Genomic DNA, 20,149 nt, shown 5'->3' on the forward strand with positions numbered 1-20,149 from the left:
TATTTTTCTCTGGCCCGCATTTTTAACTTTTAGCCAAAGTGTGAACGATCGTACAAAACTGCAAATAGCGCGAAAACACTGGCGATAAAGCGTGCACCAGATCACACATTAAACATATTCATGCTTACGCAATTCATTTACGTGTCAATTCATGCCTTTTCATCTTTTTGATATTTAAGCGTAAAACCAGGTACTGTTTTAAAAATACCAGCTTACACCTTAAAAACGCCCCATTGACATTTATAATAAAAATTTAACAAGCAAAAGTGATTTTTCGATTCGATTTTTAGCAGACTGATATTTACAAAGTTGATTACTCTCTGTTTTAACAAAAGAAGCGACGTTGTCATGTTGAAACGAAACCGTAAATCCAGAGTTAAATGTAACAACGCTGAAATGCGTTATACCTGTCGATTTTTAACACAAGCCGCGTCGTTTTTTTTCTATTTTTTTTGATAAAAATTAAACTTTGTTTGACTTAATAATCACCAGATGCCGCTCGCCTTCCAGTTGCGGAACGCGTAATTTTTCAACAGATTCGACGCTAAAATCGTCAGGTAGTGAGGCAATTTCATCCCCTGGCAATTGCCCTTTTAAGGCATAAAAACGCCCTTTCTCTCCCGGCAGATGATGACACCAGCTCACCATATCATTCAACGATGCGAAAGCGCGGCTGATAACGCCATCAAACGGCGGTTCGGAAGGATAGGCTTCAACGCGGCTTTGAACCGGCGTGATGTTTTCCAGTTTCAGTTCGTGCTGGACCTGACGCAGAAAACGTACCCGCTTGCCCAGGCTGTCGAGTAAGGTGAAATGCGCGTCAGGGAGAACAATAGCCAGCGGGATGCCCGGCAGCCCCGGTCCTGTTCCTACATCGATAAAACGCTGTCCCTGAAGATACGGCGCAACGACTATGCTGTCGAGAATATGGCGTACCAACATTTCGTTGGGATCCCGCACTGACGTCAGGTTGTATGCTTTGTTCCATTTGTGCAGCATATCAACGTAGGCGACCAGCAGCGTTTTCTGGTGATCGGTAAGAGAAATACCGGCATCAGCCAGCAGACGAGAGAGTTTGTTGAGCACGGTCATTACCTGTTAATAATCAAATGCCCGATGCGCTTTCGCTTATCGGGCCTACAAATTTGTAGGGCGGGTAAGCGAAGCGCCCCCGCCAAATTAGTGTTATCAAGCGCTACGACGCAGCATACCTTGTTTTTTCAGCCATACCAGCAGAATGGAGATTGCCGCAGGCGTAACGCCGGAGATACGCGATGCCTGGCCGATAGACGCCGGTTTATGATCGTTCAGCTTGGCGATAACTTCGTTCGACAGACCGGAAACCTGACGATAATCCAGCGTGGCAGGCAGCAACGTATTCTCGTTACGTAGTTGTTTTTCAATCTCATCCTGCTGGCGAGCGATATACCCTTCGTATTTGACCTGGATTTCCACCTGCTCAGCGGCTTGCTCATCTTCAAGCGCAGGCGCGAATGCGGCAAGCGAAGTGAGCTGCGCGTAGGTCATTTCCGGACGACGTAACAGATCTTCGCCGCTGGCCTCACGGGAGAGAGGCGTGGTCAAATGCGTATTCACTTCATCGGCGGATTCCGCAGACGGCGTTACCCATGTCGATTTCAGCCGCTGACGTTCGCGTTCGATATTTTCCAGCTTCTCGTTGAAGCGCGCCCAGCGTTCATCATCCACCAGACCCAGCTCGCGGCCCATTTCGGTCAGACGCAGATCGGCGTTGTCCTCACGCAGCATCAGGCGATATTCGGCGCGGGAGGTAAACATGCGATACGGCTCTTTGGTGCCCAGCGTACAGAGATCGTCCACCAGCACGCCGAGATAAGCCTGAGAGCGCGCAGGCGCCCAGCCCTCTTTGTCGGCGGAAAGACGCGCGGCATTCAGACCAGCGAGCAAGCCCTGCGCCGCAGCCTCTTCATAGCCGGTAGTACCGTTGATTTGACCAGCAAAGAACAGGCCGTGAATAAATTTACTTTCCAGAGTCGGTTTCAGATCGCGCGGGTCGAAGAAATCGTACTCAATCGCGTAACCAGGGCGAACGATCTTCGCGTTCTCCATACCCTGCATGGAACGGACAATCTGCATCTGCACGTCAAACGGCAGGCTGGTGGAGATACCGTTAGGGTAAATCTCGTTAGAGGTCAGTCCTTCCGGCTCAAGAAAGATCTGATGCTGGTTACGATCGGCAAAACGCATCACCTTGTCTTCGATCGAAGGACAGTAGCGTGGGCCGATCCCTTCGATCACGCCAGCGTACATTGGGCTACGATCGAGGTTATTACGAATCACGTCATGGGTTTTCTCATTGGTATGCGTGATGTAACACGGCACCTGTTGCGGATGCTGAGAAGCATTCCCCATAAACGAGAAAACCGGCATCGGGTTATCGCCATGCTGTTGAGCCAACACGCTGAAATCGATAGTACGCGCATCAATACGCGGCGGTGTGCCGGTTTTCAGGCGGCTGACGCGTAGCGGGAGCTCACGCAGACGGCGAGACAGCGGGATGGATGGCGGATCGCCAGCACGACCGCCGCTGTAGTTATCCAGACCAATATGAATTTTGCCGTCCAGGAAGGTTCCGACGGTCAGCACCACCGCTTTCGCGCGGAATTTGAGCCCCATTTGGGTCACTGCGCCGACAACGCGATCGTTTTCGACAATCAGATCTTCAACCGCTTGCTGGAAGATCATCAGATTCGGCTGGTTCTCCAGCGCGGTACGCACCGCCTGGCGGTATAAGACTCGATCCGCCTGAGCCCGGGTAGCGCGAACGGCCGGACCTTTGCTGGCGTTTAGTATCCTAAACTGAATACCTGCCTGATCGATCGCTTTCGCCATCAGACCGCCGAGCGCATCCACCTCTTTTACCAGATGTCCCTTTCCAATACCGCCGATCGCCGGGTTGCAGCTCATCTGTCCCAACGTGTCAATATTGTGTGTCAAAAGCAGAGTCTGTTGACCCATACGCGCCGCGGCCATCGCGGCCTCAGTGCCTGCATGACCCCCGCCAATAATAATGACGTCAAAAGGATCCTGATAAAACATGGTAATTGCCTCGCATAACGCGGTGTGAAAATGGATTGAAGCCCGGGCGGTGGATTCTACTCAACTTTAGCCGATGGAGAAAGCCCCGGGATCCGGGCTATTAAAAAGAAGATCTTTTTATTTAGAGATCTGTTCTATTGTGATCTCTTATTAGGATCGCACCAGGCTGTGGATAACCCGGATCCTGTAATAAAGATCAACGCGTTGGAAAGGATCACTAGCTGTGAATGATCGGTGATCGTGACCCGTATAAGCTGGGATCAAAACGGGTACTTATACACAACTCAAAAAGTGAACAACGGTTATTCTTTGGATAACTACCGGTTGATCCAAGCTTTCCACCAGATTTATCCACAATGGATCGCACGATCTTTACACTTATTTGAGTAAATTAATCCAGGATCCGAGCCAAATCTCCGCTGGATCTTCCGGAATCTCATGTTCAAGGATGTTGATCTTCAGTGTTTCCCCAACCTGTTTTGCGCCAGCGCCTTTCAGTTCCGCTTCTATTTTCTCAATCGCGCCGCAAAACGTGTCGTATTCTCGACTGCCAATGCCAATTGCGCCGAAACGTACCGCGGAAAGATCGGGTTTCTGCGTCTGAAGGTCTTCATAGAAAGGGGTCAGGTTGTCCGGAATGTCTCCGGCGCCGTGCGTTGAGCTGATTATCAGCCAGATCCCGGAAGTTGACAGATCCTCGAATAACGGACCGTGCACCGTTTCGGTTGAAAAACCGGCAGCTTCCAGCTTTTCCGCCAGATGTTCCGCGACGTATTCGGCGCCGCCCAGGGTGCTGCCGCTGATAAGAGTAATGTCTGCCATTGATCGCTCGCTCAGGTAAAGAGGCTGCATTGTACTCTGTGAACGAGCTGGGATCTACCTGTGGAAAAATGTGGGATTAAAAAAGCCGATCATGGCTTGATGGTGCGCATGATCGGGTTCTGCAAGACGATCAGTGTCTCAGTGGACTGAATTTCATCAATTGTTTGGATCTTGTTGATAAGTACGTGCTGAAGCGCGTCGATTGATTTACACATTACTTTTATAAAGATGCTGTAGTGACCGGTGGTGTAATACGCTTCCGTCACTTCATCCAGGCTTTCCAGCCGGGCCAGTGCGGAGGGATAGTCTTTGGCGCTTTTGAGAATGATGCCAATAAAGCAGCCCACATCGTAGCCCAGCTGTTTGGGGCTGACGTCAATCCGTGCGCCAGTAATAATCCCGGCCTGCTTCATTTTCTCGACGCGAACGTGAATGGTTCCAGGGCTAACGCCAAATTGTTTGGCCAGTTCGGCGTAGGCAGTGCGGGCATTTTCCATTAAGGCGTCAAGTATGCCGCGGTCCAGATTGTCGATCTGATAATTTTCCATCGCTTTTTCTTATTCAGATTAATGATTATCTCTATTTTAGCCATTATTTTTAACGAATCAAAACCGAAGTTAGCTTTTTATCTGTTGATTATTGAATAGTGCTCTCGTTTTGTTGCTTAATCATAGGCAACAGGACGCAGGAGTAAAAAAATGAAAACCGCTTACATTGCCAAACAACGTCAAATTAGCTTCGTGAAATCACATTTCTCTCGCCAGCTGGAGGAGCGTCTGGGTCTGATTGAGGTCCAGGCGCCGATCCTGAGTCGCGTAGGAGATGGTACGCAGGATAATTTGTCCGGCTGTGAAAAAGCGGTGCAGGTAAAAGTGAAAGCGTTGCCTGACGCCCAGTTCGAAGTGGTGCATTCACTGGCGAAGTGGAAACGTCAAACCCTGGGGCAGCATGACTTCAGCGCGGGCGAAGGGCTGTACACGCACATGAAAGCCCTTCGCCCCGATGAAGACCGACTCTCTCCGCTCCACTCGGTCTATGTGGATCAGTGGGACTGGGAGCGTGTCATGGGCGATGGCGAGCGCCAATTTTCCACCCTGAAAAGCACAGTAGAGGCTATATGGGCAGGAATTAAAGCTACCGAAGCCGCGGTCAGTAAAGAGTTTGGTCTGGCGCCGTTCCTGCCGGATCAGATCCATTTTGTTCACAGTCAGGAACTGCTGGCGCGTTTCCCGGATCTGGATGCGAAAGGGCGCGAACGCGCGATCGCCAAAGAACTTGGCGCCGTTTTCCTGGTGGGGATCGGCGGTAAACTGAGCGATGGCCACCGCCATGATGTACGCGCGCCGGATTATGATGACTGGAGCTCCGCATCTGAGCTGGGCTACGCCGGTCTGAACGGCGATATCCTGGTGTGGAACCCGGTGCTGGAAGATGCGTTTGAGCTTTCCTCTATGGGTATCCGCGTAGATGCCGATACGCTGATGCGCCAGCTGGCGTTGACCGGTGATGAAGATCGTCTGCAACTGGAGTGGCATCAGGCGCTGCTGCGCGGCGAAATGCCGCAGACCATCGGCGGCGGGATTGGGCAGTCGCGTCTGACGATGTTGCTGCTGCAATTGCCGCATATTGGTCAGGTGCAGTGCGGCGTATGGCCCGCGCAGGTTCGCGAAAGTGTTTCTTCTCTTCTTTGATATGGTCTGCTAGTACCACCACGGCTGTCTGTTCGATAACTAATATGCCGTGGTGTTGGTGGTCTGTATCAACATTAATAGCTCGATGAACCGGGTATTTCAGGGCAACAGCTGTCAATTCATTTTAAATGAGAGGTCATTCTTGCTGCTTTTTGCAGAAAAGCCGTTGCCTGATCTGAAAATTACATAGTTCCCGTGGCGAAATTTTTTTTCCAGTCCTGATATTCCTTTTGTTCCTTGATATCAGAAAAATCGGAGAAGTCTGGGCGTTGTTGCAGGCAAGTAAAAACAATTCTATAAGCCTCTTCTTTTCGGCCCAATTTAAGTAAGATACGGACTTTAGTATCGAAAGCGTAAAAGTAATCAGGGCTGTCAATATAGTTACAGCCGTGAGATATTGTTTTGAGGGCTCGCTCTAATTCATCAATGCTATCGGAGTGTTTGTATAAATCCCATGCTATAGTGTTCGTTGCATAGCGGATCACTTCCTCATAAAACCGTCCTATATCGGTATAATGGAATATAGCACCGGCTCTTATGGTATCAGACATCAATTCCATACATTTTTTAGCATAAGACAGCGCTTTTTTCGACTCACCTAAATTGGCGCAAATCCACAACGCTTGATAATTAGCATATAAGAAGTCGTATTCCTCATCCTTGCTTACATTATATGCAGCTATGCCTGCTAAATATTTCTCCAATGCATTGTTTGAGGCATCACCTTCTTCCTGCTGAATAGTCAGAGCTTGTTTTATATAATTTTTTAACATTTTTGCATCCATTATTATTTTAAGATACTCCAATGTTTCATATTACAAACTAACGGTAAGCTACGCACTTAATTTTATAGAGCGAGAGAATATCGAAATCGATATAACCTCTAATTATACTTATGGGGATAGGCTATTAGTAGAATATATATTTTTAAGTAACACTCGTCTTAATAAGATTAGCGCCGCCAGCGTCTCAGCAGGCGGCTTCGCATCCCGGTGTCAAAGCGCCAGATATGATCGAAAATGCGCATGATGCCGGGTTTGCCGTGCGCCGACATCGCCACCGCGTGGAATCGATGCTGGTGAAGACGCTGCAACTCTCCTACTTTGCTCACCACGTCATCCGGCAAGCGCTGGGCGATAAAATCCGAAATGACCACCGCATCGGCATCAAACCATTCCCGTCCCTGCATTCTTTCAATAATGGCGCGAAAACAGCTGGCGATATCTGTGCCGCCGCGAAAACGTTGACTTAAAAAGCGGATGGCCTGCTCGATACCTTCCGGGCCGGAGAGTTCATAACGCACAACGTCAGTGGAAAACAGCATAATAAAGCAGCGGCGGTTATCCGCCAGCGCAACGCGCATCAACGCCAGGCAGAACGCTTTTGCGCACTGCTCGTTAAATCCTCCCATCGAGCCTGAAGTATCGACGCAGACAATAAACGGTCCGCGCGGCTGCTCGTCGACATCCTGGTGTACTACCGGCCGTTCGGTCACTTTCTCACGCCACGCTTCGCCATGCAGGCGATAGGTGAGGAGCTGTTTTTCCACTAACCGGCGGTAAAATTCATATTCCAGCTCGGTGATGCCGAGCGTCGCCAGCTCTGGCGGCAACAGGCGCAGAATATCATCGCCTTGCTGAATACCGTCAACCTGCTCCGGCACCGTAGCGGGTTCGCGTACCAGTGTACGAAAGGTTTCCATCGGCGCGTCTTTTTTCGGTACCGATTTGGCTTCCCGCGAACGTCCCAGTTGTTCCGCCAGTTGCATTAGCTCCGGCTGGGCGGCGAGAAATTCGCCGTATTTTACGATCAGTTGATAATCACCACGTTTAAGCTGGCCCGCGCTCATATCCCACAGGCGGCCTGCGGCATTATCATTTTCCGCCAGCGTCGGTTCCAGTTGCCCGCTCAGCGTCATCCGTTCCTGAACGTCACTCAGCAACTGCTCGCGCTCTTCTTCCAGTAGTTGTTGGTTTAACGTGGTGGCCTGCACGACCAGACTTAACCGCCAGCGTTGCAAAAAAAGCGTGTGTAGCGCAGGGGTAAAGGTACTGTTGCTCTCCGTCAACTGCTTCGCCTGCGCGGCATACGGTGAATGCAGGCGGTGAAGCAACGCCAGTATTTGCGGCAGTTGCACGATGAACTGTGGGGTAGAGAGAAGTTGGCTTTGCTGATAACACATGACCTCTTCCATGAGTTCCGGCGGAACGCGTGCGTCTTTAAGACGGCTGCGTAGCGCTTCCCGCCAGCGCGGGAGATCGGCGGTCACGGCGTTTTTTAAACGCGGAAACTTTTCAAAGAAAATGACCAGCTGTGGGGAAGCCAGTAGCGCGAGGATCATCTCTTCGACCATTCCCTCTTCGCTGACGGCCAGCATGGTATTTAGCGTATCCAGCGTCAGCATTGTTGCGCCTGGCGGATCTGTTCTCCTACATCCTGCAGGCTGGCCTCAATGCGCCCTAACCAGTCGCTGTGAATAAACAGGCAATGTTGCTGTTCGCTGAAGCGGGTATGCTGCTGGCGCCAGTCGTTTTCTAACGTTTCCAGCTGCTGTTTGATCTCCGCAGGCATACTGTCTTCAGCCGCTCCCGGTAACGCCAGACGGGTACCTTGTAGACTGATGTCGCGCACCACCAAATGTTGAGCGTTATCGACTTCCATATTCAGCGTTTGGGCAAAGCCGATCCCGTTCAGTTTGCCGCGGATCTCGCCGCCTTTGGTCAGCCAAAGTTCCAGCGCGCTGCGGTCAAAGGTAATATGGATCACTTCCATATCATGCAGTTTTAGCGGTTTTTGTAGCAATAACGTCAACGTTGACGCGCTGGCTTCCGGCGGTAAAGTGTAATGCGGGCGGCGGCTGAACATACCGCCTTCTTTAATGACGGTGAAAGCGGTTTTATCGCTTTGCTGTTGCTGCAACTGGAGGCGACGCTGGACGATACCGCCGAGGCGAGTCAGCATGGCCTGCTGCTGCCAGGCGTGTCCGGTCATCAATATTTCCAGTTGCTGTTGCATGAGATTCAGACTCTGCGCGTCATACCACAAGCAATCTTTTAGCAGGATAAGGTCAATCGGCGCAACCGCGTCGCGTCCGCTAAAGAAGGCGCTGGCCTGTAACAGGCGGATGGCTTTCTTCCAGCGACGGTCGGAGACATAAGGCGCATTCGGCAAATTATCCAGCTGTTGGCGCAGAGTAAATATCAGCTCAAAGACCGGATCAGGGAGTGAAATCGCGCCGATATCTTTTTGCCACTGTTGATATTCTTCGTCGCTAACCTGTAACGAGGCGGGGACCGGGTTATCGCTCTCATCCTGCTGACTAACCAGCATGGAGCGGAAATTGGCTTTATCCTGAACTTTATCCAGCCACAGGCGAATCAACATTCGGTCGTACAAGGCTTCCAGGCTGCTGTCCGCTTCGGGCAGTTCGTTAGAGGCCGCCACCAGCAGCCGCATCGGAATTTTTTCCTCAAAAGCGCCGTTGCGGAAATGGCGTTCGTTAATGGCGGTCAGCAATGTGTTCAGGATAGCGGGCCCGGCTTTCCAGATTTCATCCAGAAAAACGATTTCGGCTTCGGGAAGGTAGCCGGTCGTTAAGCGTTCATAGCGACCTTCATCTTTCAGCGCCTGAATAGAGAGCGGTCCAAAAACCTCTTCCGGCGTGGAAAAGCGTGTCATCAGATATTCAAAAGCGCGGGCGCGCTGGAAAGCAAACTTCAGGCGGCGGGCAATCAGACTCTTGGCGATACCGGGCGGGCCCAACAAAAAGACGCTTTCACCGCTTAACGCCGCCAGTAGGCACAGGCGTATGGCGTGACTACGTTCATACAGCCCCTTCTCAAGGGCGCTGCTCAGACGGGAAATTCTTTCCGCTAATAAATGTGGGTGAGCCATAATAAAGAGGCGTCCTTTCGACAAATGGATCATGCTAATTGCGAGTATAGACGTTTCACCACCGGGGCTATAATCGTCTGATGCGCTGTTTATTTTTCTTTGAGCCAGGTTAATCTGGCTTCATTTAGGGGTACGATTTTATGATTAATCGTGCATACTGTGCGCTTTTTTGTGGGCCAAGGGACTAAGCACACATTTCATATCTATACACTCATTCATTCAAACTACATCAAGGCGGCAAAGGAGTGAATCCCCTGGCACTAACATTCAACGTGTGACTGGGGTAAGCGAATGCAGCCGACAAGGAGGTAGCGTGAAGGGTGACGTGTATAAACGAAAGATGAGTCTATGAGCACTGATAATAAGCAATCGTTGCCTGCGATTACCCTCGCAGCTATTGGGGTTGTCTACGGTGATATTGGTACCAGCCCGCTTTATACGCTTCGTGAATGTTTGTCCGGTCAGTTTGGTTTTGGCGTTGAACGAGATGCCGTGTTTGGTTTTCTGTCGCTGATCTTCTGGCTACTCATCTTTGTGGTTTCCATCAAATATCTCACCTTCGTGATGCGCGCCGATAACGCGGGTGAAGGTGGAATTTTGACGCTGATGTCGCTTGCCGGGCGTAATACCTCGGCGCGCACCACATCCATGTTAGTTATCATGGGACTGATAGGCGGCAGCTTCTTCTATGGTGAAGTGGTGATTACGCCGGCGATTTCGGTGATGTCGGCGATTGAAGGCCTGGAGATTGTCGCGCCGCAGCTGGATACCTGGATTGTCCCGCTCTCCATTATTGTGCTGACTCTGTTGTTTATGATTCAGAAGCACGGTACGGGAATGGTAGGGAAACTCTTTGCGCCGATCATGCTGACCTGGTTTTTAATCCTGGCGGTACTTGGCCTGCGCAGTATTATCGCCAATCCCGAAGTGTTACATGCGCTGAATCCTGTCTGGGCGGTACGTTTTTTCCTTGAATATAAAACCGTATCATTTATTGCGTTGGGCGCGGTGGTGCTGTCGATTACCGGCGTAGAGGCGTTGTACGCCGATATGGGACACTTCGGTAAGTTCCCGATTCGCCTGGCGTGGTTTACCGTGGTATTGCCGTCGTTAGTACTGAACTACTTTGGTCAGGGCGCATTGCTACTAAAGCATCCGGAAGCGATTAAAAATCCCTTCTTCCTGTTGGCGCCGGACTGGGCTTTAATTCCGCTGCTGATTCTGGCCGCGCTGGCGACGGTGATCGCCTCCCAGGCGGTCATTTCCGGCGTCTTTTCGCTGACGCGTCAGGCCGTGCGTCTTGGCTATTTGTCGCCAATGCGCATTATCCATACCTCCGAGATGGAGTCCGGTCAGATCTACATCCCTTTCGTTAACTGGCTGCTTTATTTCGCGGTCGTGGTTGTTATTGTTAGCTTTGAGCACTCCAGCAACCTGGCGGCGGCCTATGGTATCGCCGTGACCGGCACGATGGTGCTGACGTCTATTCTTTCTACGACCGTGGCGCGTAAGAACTGGCACTGGAACAAATATTTTGTCGCGCTGATCCTCATCGCGTTCCTGTGCGTGGATATCCCGCTGTTCTCGGCTAACCTCGATAAATTGTTGTCCGGTGGTTGGCTGCCGCTGAGCCTGGGCCTGATCATGTTCACGATCATGACCACCTGGAAGAGCGAGCGTTTCCGTCTGTTGCGTCGTATGCATGAACACGGTAATTCGCTGGAAGCGATGATTGCTTCACTGGAGAAGTCACCGCCGGTTCGGGTGCCGGGTACTGCCGTATACATGTCGCGCGCGCTCAGTGTGATCCCTTTTGCTTTATTGCATAACCTGAAGCACAACAAAGTGTTGCATGAGCGCGTAATCTTATTGACGTTGCGTACGGAAGATGCGCCTTATGTGCATAACGTTCGCCGGGTGCAGATTGAGCAGTTGTCTCCGACATTCTGGCGCGTGGTGGCCAGCTACGGCTGGCGCGAAACGCCAAACGTTGAAGAGGTGTTCCACCGCTGCGGTCTGGAAGGGCTTAGCTGTCGGATGATGGAAACGTCGTTCTTTATGTCGCACGAGTCGTTGATTGTCGGCAAACGCCCGTGGTATTTGCGTTTGCGCGGTAAACTGTATTTGTTGCTGCAACGTAACGCTCTGCGCGCGCCGGATCAGTTCGAGATCCCGCCTAACCGCGTGATTGAGTTAGGAACGCAGGTCGAGATTTAACCTCCCATCACCATGCCGGGGGCCGCGTTGGCTTACCCGGCCTGGCCAATCCGTAGATTCCCACACGATAATCGCCTGATTTCCGCTAGCGAAACGTTTCGACGGCGATCACAATTCTGTTACGTCATGATGGTTTTATGAACACATCCAGGGTTACAATGCGGCCAGCGAAACGTTTCGCTAGTGGAGCAGAAAAATGAAGAAAGGCACCGTACTCAACTCTGAAATCTCGTCGGTCATTTCCCGTCTGGGGCATACTGATACTCTGGTGGTCTGTGATGCGGGTTTACCTATCCCGAATAGCACCGCGCGTATCGATATGGCACTAACCCAGGGCGTACCTTCTTTTATGCAGGTGGTGGATATTGTGACCCGGGAAATGCAGGTTGAGGCGGCGATTCTTGCAACGGAAATCAAACAACAGAATCCGCAGCTCCACGAAACGTTGCTCACTCACCTTGAGCAACTGCAGCAACACCAGGGAAACACCATAAAAATTAGTTATACGACACACGAACAATTCAAAAAATTGACTGCAGACAGTCAGGCGGTGATTCGCAGCGGGGAGTGTTCCCCGTATGCGAACGTCATTCTTTGCGCTGGCGTCACTTTCTGAGGCCGCTATGGACGCATTACTGCAACTCAAAGGGATCGATAAAGCGTTCCCCGGCGTGAAGGCTCTCTCCGGCGCCGCGTTAAACGTTTATCCTGGCCGCGTTATGGCGCTGGTGGGGGAAAACGGCGCCGGAAAATCCACCATGATGAAAGTATTAACCGGCATCTATACGCGAGATGCGGGATCGTTGTTATGGCTGGGTAAAGAGACCACCTTTAACGGGCCTAAATCGTCTCAGGAAGCCGGGATCGGCATTATTCATCAGGAACTGAACCTGATTCCGCAGTTGACCATTGCGGAAAATATCTTCCTGGGCCGTGAATTTGTGAATCGCTTTGGCAAAATCGACTGGAAAAAGATGTATGCCGAAGCCGACCAGCTCTTAGCCAAACTCAATCTGCGCTTTAAGAGCGATAAGCTGGTGGGCGAACTCTCTATCGGCGATCAGCAAATGGTGGAAATCGCCAAAGTGCTGAGCTTCGAATCCAAAGTCATCATTATGGATGAACCGACCGATGCGCTGACCGACACTGAAACCGACTCTCTGTTCCGCGTTATCCGCGAATTAAAATCGCAGGGGCGCGGCATTGTCTATATCTCCCACCGTATGAAAGAGATTTTCGAAATTTGCGATGACGTGACGGTCTTCCGCGATGGGCAATTTATCGCCGAGCGTGAAGTGGCCACGTTGACCGAAGATTCTCTTATCGAAATGATGGTGGGACGTAAGCTGGAAGATCAGTACCCGCATCTGGATAACGCGCCGGGTGAGATTCGCCTCAAGGTCGATAATCTGTGCGGACCGGGCGTGAATGATGTCTCTTTTGTGCTGCGAAAAGGCGAGATTCTTGGCATTTCCGGCCTGATGGGCGCCGGTCGCACCGAGCTGATGAAAGTATTGTACGGCGCGATGCCGCGAACCAGCGGTTACGTGACGCTTGATGGACACGAAGTGGTGACGCGTTCTCCGCAGGACGGGCTGGCCAATGGCATCGTTTATATCTCTGAAGACCGTAAGCGCGATGGACTGGTGCTCGGCATGTCAGTTAAAGAGAATATGTCGCTGACGGCGCTGGACTATTTCAGCCGCGCTGGCGGAAGCCTGAAACACAAAGATGAGCAACAGGCGGTGGGGGATTTTATCCGTCTGTTCAACGTCAAGACACCGTCAATGGAACAGGCGATAGGCCTGCTTTCTGGCGGTAATCAGCAAAAAGTGGCGATTGCCCGCGGGTTGATGACGCGCCCGAAAGTGCTCATTCTCGACGAGCCGACCCGCGGCGTGGACGTCGGCGCCAAGAAAGAGATTTACCAGCTTATCAACCAGTTTAAGGCCGACGGCCTGAGCATCATTCTGGTCTCATCTGAGATGCCAGAAGTATTAGGCATGAGCGATCGCATCATCGTCATGCATGAAGGGCATCTCAGCGGTGAATTTACTCGCGAGCAGGCCACCCAGGAAGTGTTAATGGCTGCCGCAGTGGGCAAGCTTAATCGCGTGAATCAGGAGTAAAAAAGATGACAACCCAGGCTGTTTCTGGTCGCCGTTATTTCACTAAAGCGTGGCTTCTTGAGCAGAAGTCGCTCATTGCCCTGCTGGTGTTGATCGCGATTGTTTCGACGTTGAGCCCCAACTTTTTTACCGTTAATAATCTGTTCAATATTCTTCAACAGACCTCCGTCAACGCCATTATGGCGGTAGGGATGACGTTGGTGATTCTGACATCGGGGATCGATCTGTCCGTCGGTTCCCTGCTGGCGCTCACCGGCGCGGTTGCCGCTTCAATCGTCGGCGTTGAAGTGAATGCGCTGGTCGCGGTTGCCGCCGCGCTGGCACTGGGCGCTGCGATTGGCGCCGTTACTGGCGTTATCGTCGCGAAAGGCCGCGTACAGGCGTTTATCGCTACGCTGGTGATGATGCTGCTACTGCGCGGCGTGACGATGGTTTACACCGACGGTAGCCCGGTCAACACCGGCTTTACCGATAACGCCGATCTGTTTGGCTGGTTCGGTATCGGCCGTCCGCTGGGCGTTCCTACGCCGGTCTGGATCATGGCTATCGTCTTTATCGCCGCCTGGTATATGCTGCATCACACCCGTCTGGGACGCTATATCTACGCGCTGGGCGGTAACGAAGCGGCGACGCGTCTGTCTGGCATTAGCGTGAGCAAAGTGAAAATTATCGTCTATTCACTTTGCGGCCTGACAGCATCGCTGGCGGGCATCATTGAAGTGGCGCGCCTCTCTTCCGCGCAGCCGACGGCGGGTACCGGCTATGAGCTGGATGCTATTGCCGCCGTGGTGCTGGGCGGCACCAGCCTTGCTGGCGGTAAAGGACGCATTGTTGGGACATTGATCGGCGCATTGATTCTCGGCTTCCTTAATAATGGTTTGAATTTGTTAGGTGTTTCCTCCTATTACCAGATGATCGTCAAAGCGGTGGTGATTTTGCTGGCGGTACTGGTAGACAACAAAAAGCAGTAACAACGACTACAGGACATCTGAAATATGAACATGAAAAAACTGGCTACCCTGGTATCTGCTGTTGCGCTGAGCGCCACCGTGAGCGCGAATGCAATGGCGAAAGACACCATTGCGCTGGTGATCTCTACCCTCAATAACCCCTTCTTCGTGTCGTTAAAAGACGGGGCGCAAAAAGAGGCGGATAAACTGGGTTATAACCTGGTGGTGCTGGACTCCCAGAACAACCCTGCCAAAGAGCTGGCGAACGTGCAGGATTTAACCGTTCGCGGGACCAAAATTCTGCTGATCAACCCGACTGACTCCGATGCGGTGGGTAACGCGGTGAAGATGGCGAACCAGGCGAAGATTCCGGTTATCACGCTTGACCGCCAGGCAACCAAAGGCGATGTCGTCAGCCATATCGCGTCTGATAACGTGCTGGGCGGTAAGATCGCTGGCGACTATATCGCGAAAAAAGCTGGCGAAGGCGCTAAAGTGATTGAGTTGCAAGGCATTGCCGGAACATCTGCGGCGCGTGAGCGTGGCGAAGGTTTCCAGCAGGCGGTAGCCGCCCACAAATTTAATGTCCTGGCCAGCCAGCCTGCCGATTTCGACCGTACTAAGGGTCTGAACGTCATGCAGAACCTGCTGACCGCGCATCCGGATGTTCAGGCTGTCTTCGCCCAGAACGATGAAATGGCGCTGGGCGCACTGCGCGCACTGCAAACTGCCGGTAAAGCAGATGTGATGGTGGTTGGATTTGACGGTACGCCGGATGGCGAAAAGGCTGTAAAAGATGGCAAACTGGCAGCGACTATCGCTCAGTTACCGGATCAAATCGGCGCCAAAGGCGTTGAAGTGGCGGATAAGGTGCTGAAAGGCGAAAAAGTTCAGGCCAAATATCCGGTTGACCTGAAACTGGTCATCAAGCAGTAATAAACGACACGGGTCAACTATGGCCTGATGGCGACAGAAATACGCGAGCCTCCGCTGAGGTGAACGTAAAAAAAGAAAAGCAGGGCACGCGCCACCCTAACCGGTGGCGCACTTTGACGTGGAACCCCGAATATGAAAACCGCAGGTAATCTCATCGTCCTTGGCAGCATTAATGCCGATCATATCCTTAATCTTGAGTCCTTCCCTACCCCGGGTGAAACGGTAACCGGTAGCCATTATCAGGTCGCGTTTGGCGGGAAAGGCGCGAATCAGGCGGTTGCTGCGGGACGTAGCGGGGCAAATATTGCGTTTATCGCCTGCACGGGCGATGACGATATTGGCGACAGTATTCGTAAACAATTAGTCAGCGATCGTATTGATATCACGCCAGTTAGCGTCATTAAAGGCGAGTCTACCGGGGTGGCGCTGATTTTCGTTAATGGCGAAGGCGAGAACGTCATCGGTATTCATGCCGGAGCGAATGCCGCGTTATCGCCGGCGTTGGTTGATGCGCAACGTGAACGTATCGCGCAGGCGGATGCGTTACTGATGCAGCTGGAATCGCCGCTGGAAAGCGTACTGGCGGCGGCGAAAATCGCCCATCAACATCATACTACTGTTGCGCTTAACCCGGCGCCTGCCCGTGAGCTACCGGATGAACTGCTGGCGCTGGTGGACATCATCACGCCAAATGAAACGGAAGCTGAAAAGCTGACGGGCGTGCGTGTGGAAAATGACGACGATGCCGCGAAAGCTGCGCAGGTTTTGCATGATAAAGGCATTCGAACCGTATTAATTACCTTAGGAAGCCGTGGCGTCTGGGCCAGCGTAAACGGCGAGGGCCGCCGCGTTCCTGGATTTAGCGTTGAGGCTGTCGATACCATTGCCGCCGGAGATACGTTTAACGGCGCCTTTATCACCGCGATACTGGAGGAGACGCCGTTGCCGGAAGCGATTCGCTTTGCCCATGCCGCCGCCGCGATTGCCGTAACGCGTAAAGGCGCTCAACCTTCCGTTCCGTGGCGCGAAGAGATAGAAGCGTTTTTACATCAGCAGGGGTAACGCTTGGCTACTATGAAAGATGTTGCCCGCCTGGCGGGAGTCTCTACATCGACGGTCTCTCACGTTATTAACAAAGATCGCTTTGTGAGTGAGACGATAACCGAAAAAGTTGAAGCGGCGATTAAATCACTTAACTATGCGCCTTCCGCGCTGGCGCGAAGCCTCAAGTTAAACCAGACCCGCACGATTGGTATGCTAATTACCGCCAGTACCAACCCTTTTTATTCCGAACTGGTGCGCGGCGTTGAGCGAAGCTGTTTTGAGCGCGGTTATAGTCTGGTGCTGTGCAATACCGAAGGCGACGAGCAACGGATGAACCGTAACCTGGAGACGCTGATGCAAAAACGGGTAGACGGTTTACTGCTGCTGTGTACCGAAACGCATCAGCCTTCTCGTGAAATCATGGAGCGTTATCCGTCTATTCCTACCGTCATGATGGACTGGTCGCCGTTTGATGGTGAGGGCGATAGCGATCTCATTCAGGATAATTCGTTGTTAGGCGGCGATCTTGCCACCCAACACCTTATCGATAAAGGATTTACCCGAATAGCCTGTATTACAGGCCCGCTGGACAAAACGCCAGCGCGTTTGCGGCTGGAAGGGTATCGGGCGGCGATGAAACGCGCAGGGCTGGCTATTCCGCAAGGCTATGAGATCACCGGCGATTTTGAATTTGGCGGCGGCTTTGACGCCATGCAGGCGTTACTCGCCCATCAACAGCGACCGCAAGCGGTTTTTACCGGAAACGATGCGATGGCTGTCGGCGCCTATCAGGCGCTATATCAGGCAGGGCTTCGTATTCCGCAGGATATGGCGGTCATTGGCTATGATGATATTGAGCTGGCGCGCTATATGACGCCGCCGCTGACGACTATCCATCAGCCGAAAGATGAATTGGGCGAGCTGGCTATTGATGTGTTGATTCATCGGATGGCGCAGCCCGCCTTGCAACAACAGCGACTTCAGCTTACTCCGGTTTTGACGGTGCGTGGGTCGGTTTAGATTTATGCCGTTCTTTAATCAGATTGTTGCCGTCTTTGGCTCTTAGCAGCATAAACATCAGCGCGGACACGATAGTGATCGCCCCCATCGTGATAAAGGTATAGTGGAACTGTTCTACGGTACTGGTGCCCGCAAAACCTTCATAAATACGTAACACCGCCGCGCTGATCGCCACGCCTAAACTGATAGACAATTGCTGCGTAACCGCCAGAACGCTGTTGCCGCTGCTGGCATTATCGTCCGTCAGATCCGCAAGAGTAATCGTATTCATTGCCGTAAATTGAGTGGACATCGCCATTCCAAGAATGAATAGCGGCAGTACGAGCATCCAGATCGGCATGGCGGGAGATTGAAACGAAAACTGGGCAATCATCAGACCGATAAATACCGTAATGCCGACCAGAGTCTTCCGGTATCCCAAACGTCGCAAAACCTGCGTTACGGTCGATTTCGCGATAATAGAACCCAAAGCTGTCGGCGCCATCATGCAGCCGGCGATCAGAGCCGGGTAGCCAAAACCAACCTGTAGCATTAACGGCATCAAAAAAGGTACGCAGCCTGTCCCCAGACGCGTGGCGAGGTTGCCGGCAATACCGACGGAAAATGTGCGTGTCTTAAACAGCGATAGTGATATTAACGGTGTCGGATGACGGCGGGCGTGGCGGATATAGGCCAATAGTAGAACGATACTGCAAAAAATAATGGCGGATGCGATCCATGTCGCCACAATCTTTTCGCCAAACAGTTCCATTCCGCTGGAAAATAAAACCAGACTTAACCCAAAAAGAAAGAAGCCGGTCATGTCAAACTTGCGACGCGGCGTGGTGAAGTTGGGCATATATTTGCGGGCATACAGAATGCCTGCAACACCAATGGGAATATTAATCAGGAAGATCCAGTGCCAGCTTGCCCAGGTCACCAGTACGCCGCCTAATACCGGCCCCAGAATCGGACCTACCAGCCCCGGCATAGTGACAAAGTTAAGAACAGGCAGCAGCTCACTACGCGGATAGGCTCGCAATAACGCCAGCCGCGCCACTGGCATCATCATCGCTCCGCCGACGCCTTGTACGACGCGAAAAATAACCAATTCAGATAGTGAACTGGAGAGCGCGCAGGCCAGCGAGCCTAACGTAAACAGACTTACGGCAACCATAAAGACGCGACGCGTACCGAAGCGGTCAGCCAGCCAGCCGCTTACCGGAATTAACATAGCTACTGTCAGGGTATAACTGATAATAGCGGACTGCATGGCGAGTGGTGAACGGTTAAGGCTATGCGCAATAGCCGGTAAAGCGGTATTCAAAATGGTGGCGTCTAGCGCCTGCATAAAGAAGGCCATCGCCGCGATCCACGGCAGGCCAGCCATACTGCGCGCTTTTTTGCTGGTCATTCAATATCCTGTTAATTATCTGGTCTCTCATTAGGCGCTATTAACAACGCCTGGCAGGCCTGGAAAGCGCGTTCGCCGTCGCCATCAGCGATGGCATCAACAATGGCCTGGTGCAAATCCAGCTTTACCACCTCGTTATAGGTGATTGAGGTAAAGTAAGTGTGATAAACCGAATGAAATAGCGTCGCAAAAGAGATTAGAAAGGGATTGGCGCTCATTTCGTAGATATGCTCGTGCCATGCCATATCCACTTCAATCCATCGTTCACGCTTAAAATGCTTTTTCAGCGCGACCATCTCTTCCATTAAGGCATTAAGCCGCGCTTTCTGCTCCGGTGTGCCAAGAGTCGCCGCCAGCAGGCAGGCTTGCGGCTCCAGGCTAATACGCATCACCAGAAAATGATCTACCACCTGATGAAAATTTTCTTCCGTCATCCACCAGGTCAGCAGCTCTTGATCCAGAAAGTTCCAGTTTCCCTGCGGCATCACCCGCGTACCAATGCGCGGACGGGGTAGCACCATACCTTTAGCCGTCAACGTTTTCACCGCTTCGCGAACTGCCGTTCGACTTACGCCGTACTGCTCGCCCAGTTCTATTTCGCCGGGAAGAATCGTACCGGGGGCGTAGTCACCCTTTAATATCCGCTGCGCCAGCTTTTCAGCCAGAACATAGGATAGATTTTTCTGTGCGGCTAATTGTTGTGCGCTTAAAGGCATGAATGTTCTTCCTTTCTCTTTCGTTTGGTTATTAGTATGCCACCTGGAAGTGTGATTGCAGTTGCAATAACGGCAATTTGCTTATTTTATGGCACGTTAAGCCCGCTGTTGATGAAAAAAGAGACACTCAGAAAATTATTTTAAATTTCCTCTTGTCAGGCAGAAATAACTCCCTATAATGCGCCACCACTGACACGGAACAACGGCACACAGGCCGCCGGGTCAGCGGGGTTCAGACCAGAACCTCACGGAGAAAAGC

At 51.9% G+C, this 20,149-nt stretch carries 17 protein-coding genes; 8 read left to right on the forward strand and 9 right to left on the reverse strand.

All coding sequences use genetic code 11. The annotated features are described in order from the left end of the window. Positions 1-462 precede the first annotated feature (462 nt). The 4 genes from rsmG to asnC all read right to left on the reverse strand — a co-directional run bounded on the left by rsmG (position 463) and on the right by asnC (position 4,448). Positions 463-1,086 (reverse strand): 16S rRNA (guanine(527)-N(7))-methyltransferase RsmG, encoded by a 624-nt coding sequence (gene rsmG / locus J4645_RS21490; RefSeq protein WP_001528235.1) that lies wholly within the window; start codon positions 1,084-1,086, stop codon positions 463-465. A gap of 102 nt (positions 1,087-1,188) precedes the next feature. Beyond that, on the reverse strand, positions 1,189-3,078 hold the full coding sequence (gene mnmG, locus J4645_RS21495; RefSeq protein ID WP_000499873.1) for a tRNA uridine-5-carboxymethylaminomethyl(34) synthesis enzyme MnmG: 1,890 nt from the start codon (positions 3,076-3,078) through the stop codon (positions 1,189-1,191). A 378-nt stretch (positions 3,079-3,456) separates the two neighbouring features. Then, positions 3,457-3,900: an FMN-binding protein MioC gene (gene mioC, locus J4645_RS21500; RefSeq protein ID WP_001531212.1), complete on the reverse strand. Its 444-nt coding sequence runs from the start codon at positions 3,898-3,900 to the stop codon at positions 3,457-3,459. An 89-nt stretch (positions 3,901-3,989) separates the two neighbouring features. Continuing rightward, on the reverse strand, positions 3,990-4,448 hold the full coding sequence (asnC, locus tag J4645_RS21505; protein WP_000433016.1) for a transcriptional regulator AsnC: 459 nt from the start codon (positions 4,446-4,448) through the stop codon (positions 3,990-3,992). Positions 4,449-4,598: 150 nt separating this feature from the next. Between asnC and asnA the strand changes: the two genes are divergently transcribed. Next, entirely contained in the window at positions 4,599-5,591 is a 993-nt protein-coding gene (gene asnA / locus J4645_RS21510) for an aspartate--ammonia ligase (RefSeq protein WP_023214830.1), read from the forward strand. A 182-nt stretch (positions 5,592-5,773) separates the two neighbouring features. On the opposite strand, the gene J4645_RS21515 is transcribed toward asnA, so the two are convergent. The 3 genes from J4645_RS21515 to ravA form a co-directional block, all read right to left on the reverse strand. Next, complete coding sequence (locus tag J4645_RS21515) at positions 5,774-6,364, reverse strand: hypothetical protein (RefSeq protein WP_000917104.1); 591 nt, start codon at positions 6,362-6,364, stop codon at positions 5,774-5,776. Positions 6,365-6,543: 179 nt separating this feature from the next. After that, positions 6,544-7,995: an ATPase RavA stimulator ViaA gene (gene viaA, locus J4645_RS21520; protein ID WP_000956585.1), complete on the reverse strand. Its 1,452-nt coding sequence runs from the start codon at positions 7,993-7,995 to the stop codon at positions 6,544-6,546. Continuing rightward, the gene (gene ravA, locus J4645_RS21525) at positions 7,989-9,485 is read right to left on the reverse strand and encodes an ATPase RavA (RefSeq protein WP_000940987.1); all 1,497 of its coding nucleotides are present in this window, start codon (positions 9,483-9,485) and stop codon (positions 7,989-7,991) included. The genes viaA and ravA overlap by 7 nt, the downstream gene beginning before the upstream one ends. A 348-nt stretch (positions 9,486-9,833) precedes the next feature. Here ravA and kup point away from each other — a divergent pair, with 348 nt between their 5' ends. The 7 genes from kup to rbsR all read left to right on the forward strand — a co-directional run bounded on the left by kup (position 9,834) and on the right by rbsR (position 17,781). After that, positions 9,834-11,702 carry a low affinity potassium transporter Kup gene (gene kup / locus J4645_RS21530; protein ID WP_000102338.1) on the forward strand — a complete coding sequence of 623 codons (1,869 nt, stop codon included), beginning with the start codon at positions 9,834-9,836 and terminating at the stop codon, positions 11,700-11,702. 196 nt (positions 11,703-11,898) lie between these two features. Further along, positions 11,899-12,318 (forward strand): D-ribose pyranase, encoded by a 420-nt coding sequence (gene rbsD, locus J4645_RS21535; RefSeq protein WP_000715943.1) that lies wholly within the window; start codon positions 11,899-11,901, stop codon positions 12,316-12,318. Positions 12,319-12,325: 7 nt separating this feature from the next. Next, complete coding sequence (gene rbsA / locus J4645_RS21540) at positions 12,326-13,831, forward strand: ribose ABC transporter ATP-binding protein RbsA (protein ID WP_000339366.1); 1,506 nt, start codon at positions 12,326-12,328, stop codon at positions 13,829-13,831. Positions 13,832-13,836: 5 nt separating this feature from the next. Next, complete coding sequence (rbsC, locus tag J4645_RS21545) at positions 13,837-14,802, forward strand: ribose ABC transporter permease (RefSeq protein WP_000211345.1); 966 nt, start codon at positions 13,837-13,839, stop codon at positions 14,800-14,802. Positions 14,803-14,826: 24 nt separating this feature from the next. Beyond that, positions 14,827-15,717 carry a ribose ABC transporter substrate-binding protein RbsB gene (rbsB, locus tag J4645_RS21550; protein ID WP_001056260.1) on the forward strand — a complete coding sequence of 297 codons (891 nt, stop codon included), beginning with the start codon at positions 14,827-14,829 and terminating at the stop codon, positions 15,715-15,717. Between the two features lie 132 nt (positions 15,718-15,849). Continuing rightward, a complete protein-coding gene (rbsK, locus tag J4645_RS21555; protein ID WP_001646884.1) occupies positions 15,850-16,779 on the forward strand; it encodes a ribokinase in 930 nt (309 codons plus the stop codon). 3 nt (positions 16,780-16,782) lie between these two features. Next, entirely contained in the window at positions 16,783-17,781 is a 999-nt protein-coding gene (gene rbsR, locus J4645_RS21560) for a ribose operon transcriptional repressor RbsR (RefSeq protein ID WP_000224487.1), read from the forward strand. Here rbsR and mdtD read toward each other — a convergent pair. Then, positions 17,747-19,174, reverse strand: coding sequence for a multidrug transporter subunit MdtD (gene mdtD / locus J4645_RS21565; protein ID WP_000202071.1), 1,428 nt, complete (start codon positions 19,172-19,174; stop codon positions 17,747-17,749). The two genes, rbsR and mdtD, sit on opposite strands and share 35 nt — an antisense overlap. Positions 19,175-19,185: 11 nt before the next feature. Further along, positions 19,186-19,890 carry a FadR/GntR family transcriptional regulator gene (locus J4645_RS21570; RefSeq protein ID WP_001131144.1) on the reverse strand — a complete coding sequence of 235 codons (705 nt, stop codon included), beginning with the start codon at positions 19,888-19,890 and terminating at the stop codon, positions 19,186-19,188. Positions 19,891-20,149 lie beyond the last annotated feature (259 nt).

Origin of the sequence: Salmonella sp. 32082101201600294FB01SM01, from assembly GCF_017572865.1 — a bacterium.
In the GTDB taxonomy this organism is placed as follows: domain Bacteria; phylum Pseudomonadota; class Gammaproteobacteria; order Enterobacterales; family Enterobacteriaceae; genus Salmonella; species Salmonella enterica.